The sequence below is a fragment of the Actinosynnema sp. NPDC023658 genome, from assembly GCF_040639995.1.
In the GTDB taxonomy this organism is placed as follows: Bacteria; Actinomycetota; Actinomycetes; order Mycobacteriales; family Pseudonocardiaceae; genus Actinosynnema.
Genome location: NZ_JBFAAX010000723.1, coordinates 1 through 2,896, shown reverse-complemented (window position 1 = coordinate 2,896; position 2,896 = coordinate 1). Strand labels below are relative to the sequence as shown.

The 2,896-nt window shown below is 73.4% G+C and carries 2 protein-coding genes and 1 pseudogene; 2 read left to right on the top strand and 1 reads right to left on the bottom strand.

Features of this window, described 5'->3' with window-relative positions; all coding sequences use genetic code 11:
* Positions 1-100: 100 nt before the first annotated feature.
* Positions 101-1,411: a hydrolytic protein gene (locus tag AB0G02_RS33805; RefSeq protein WP_360802510.1), complete on the bottom strand. Its 1,311-nt coding sequence runs from the start codon at positions 1,409-1,411 to the stop codon at positions 101-103.
* Between the two features lie 167 nt (positions 1,412-1,578).
* On the opposite strand from AB0G02_RS33805, the gene AB0G02_RS33800 reads away from it, so the two are divergent.
* Both AB0G02_RS33800 and AB0G02_RS33795 read left to right on the top strand, forming a co-directional pair.
* Complete coding sequence (locus AB0G02_RS33800) at positions 1,579-2,202, top strand: LuxR C-terminal-related transcriptional regulator (protein WP_360802507.1); 624 nt, start codon at positions 1,579-1,581, stop codon at positions 2,200-2,202.
* A 129-nt stretch (positions 2,203-2,331) separates the two neighbouring features.
* Positions 2,332-2,896: pseudogene (locus AB0G02_RS33795) on the top strand (hypothetical protein); the annotation flags it as partial.

Sequence of the window (2,896 nt, the reverse complement as noted above, 5' to 3'; positions counted from 1 at the left end):
GGACTTCCACCGCAGGCACCGCGCAGAGCAGAAGGCCCCGCCCGGGAAGGCGGGGCCGTTCCTGCGTGCTGCGGACCGGACCACGGCGGGCCGCCGTCGGTCACTCCCGCGGCACGTCCGCGAGCGTGCCGCTGACGTTGAGCAGTTGCAGGCAGTTCGGCGCCTGCCGACCGCTGGCCGGGGTGCCCGGCCGGGAGCAGGTGACGGTCGCGCTCACCGAGCTGTTCTCGGGCACGTCGATCGGCGTCACCCAGTGGTAGTCCTGGTTGCGGAACGTCTCCAGCGCGATCGTGGTCACCGTGCGCTCGCCGAAGACGATGGTCAGCACGCCCTCGTCGCCCTGGTGGTTGGCGAGCACGAGGTCGGTGATGCGGAAGACCTTCCCGGCGGGCACGACGTAGCTGCCGGTGCCCTGGTCGCCGGTGTTGGTCCGGACCTCGATGCTGCTGGAGCTCTGCGCGCCGCCGCCGATGGCGTTGCCCTGGCCCGGTTGTCCCTGCTGCCCCTGTCCCTGCCCCTGCTGCTGACCGCTCGGCGGCTGCTCGTCGCTGCGCTGCGGCTGGGTCTGCGCGGCGGCGGCCTGCTGCTCCCCCGCCTCCACCAGCTCCTCGGCCCGGTCGTCGGCGGCCTCGCGGGCGGCGCTCTGCACCGCGGGGCGCACCAGCAGCAGCCACGCCACCAGCAGGGCCAGCAGCAGTGCCAGCAGCGCCAGCATCCACTTGGCGAACACCGGGAGCTGGAGCAGCTCGCCCTCCAGCTCCTCGACCTGGGTGGCCTCGCCGGTGGCGGGGAACACCTCGGACTCGGCGGCGGAGGACGTCGTGGTCAGCCGCACCGGCCAGGCCAGCGGCGAACCGAACCACAGCACCTTGCCGACGCGCGCCCGCACCGGCAGCTCCACCCGCACCCCCGGGTCCACGATCGCGGGCTCGGCGGGCACGGTGACACGGAGCTGGTCGTCGGCCTCGGCCGCGACCAGGGTCACGCCGACCGGGGTGTTGCCGACGTTGCGCACCTCGACGTGGAAACGCGCGCTGCGCCAGGCACGCCGGCGCTCGGGCACCAGCTCGGCGTGCTGCTGGAGGAACGGCTCGACGACGACCGTGGTCTCGGAGACCACCGCCGACTCCGGGCGCTCCACCGGCAGGACGCGGACGCCCAGCGGCACCTCACCCGCCCGCACCTCCGACGACCTCGGCGGCCGGAGCACGACGGTCACCTGCTCGGACGTGCCGGGGTACAGCGAGAGCCGCGTGGGCTCGACCGAGGTCCACGGTGCGCACTCGCCCACCACCTCGAACTCGTACGCCTCGACTATGTCGCTGTCGTTGCGCACCGTCAGCTTCGTGCTCGCCTCCGAACCGGGCGTGACAAACACGGTCGGAAGACCGAATTCGGTCGTTGTGGTCACCGGTCGAACGGTAGGCAGGGCCGAACCCCTTGCGTCAGGGGAAAAAGGGCACACCGGGGGCAAACAAGTGCACCGGCGGCCCCCGGATCTCCCACGGCCCGCACGGCGTGCGCAGGATGGCACTACGAGGACCGCCGGGGCGGTCCCGTGCTCGCCTGGAGGTGGTCATGACGAGGATCCCGGTGGCGGTGTACGCCGAGGACCCGGTGCTGCGCACGGGAGTCACGCACCAGTTGCGCCCGCGGCCGGAGGTCGAGGTGCTCGACCCGCGCGAGCACGAACGCGCGCAGGTGTCGTTGGTCGTGGTCGACGAGGTGGACGACGCGGCGGCCTCGCTGCTGCGCCGGTTGCGGCGGTCGTCGGGCACGCGCACGGGCGTCGTGGTCGGCCGCTTCGACCAGGACGCCTTGCAGACGACCATCGACTGCGGCGTGGTGGCGGTGGTCCGCCGCGCGGAGGCCGACCAGGACCGCCTGGTGGCCACCGCGGTCGCGCTGGCCAAGGGCGAAGCGGTGCTGCCGGGCGACCTGCTGGGCAGGCTGCTGGACCACGTGAGTCGCTTGCAGCGCAGCGTGCTCGACCCGAACGGGCCGACACTGTCCACTTTGAGCACTCGCGAGGCGGACATGCTGCGGTTGGTGTCGGAGGGGTACGACACCGGCGAGATCGCGACGCGGATGTCGTTCTCCGAGCGCACGGTGAAGAACGTGCTGCACGAGGTGACCACCCGGCTCCAGTTGCGCAACCGGGCCCACGCCGTGGGTTACGTGATGCGCCACGGCCTCATCTGACCCGCCGCACCCGACCCGTTGCCCGAACAGTCCCGGGGTCTTCCCCGGTCCTGCCCGACCGGACCTCCCGGGCGCGCGCCGCACGCGGCGACGATCGCCTGCGACAGGCCCGTGACCGGAGGTGGAACCTTGTCCAGAAGGGCGCGTACCCGCACCCTCGCCGCGATCGCGGCGGTCCTGGTGGCGTGCGGGGTGATCGCGGTGGTGCGCGGCGTCACCGATCCCCCTGAGGCGTCCGGCCAGCCGGGTGAACCACCGGTCGCCGGTCGCATCGCCTACGCGGGCACCGGGCACCGCAGCCTCGGCTACGCGGTCGACCCGCGGCCGGACGCGCTCGGCCCCACCGAACCACTGATGGGCGCCGGGCCGGCCCACCACGACGACCACGCGTCCGCCCGCGGCGACCTGGTGGTGTTCACCAGCCTGCGCGACGAACCGCGACCGCAGGTGTACGTGCGCGGCGCGGACGGCGGCGTGCGCAAGCTGACCGAGGGCCAGGACGCGGCGCACCCGCAGCTGTCACCCGACCTGAAGACCGTGGTGTTCGGCTCGCGCGGTGACCTGTGGCTGGTCGGCGTGGACGGCGGCGAGCCGCGGCAGCTCACCGACACCGGCTCCGACGAGTCGTGGCCGACGTTCTCCCCGGACGGCACCCAGGTCGCCTACTCCGGCGACCGCGACGGCGGCCGCGAGG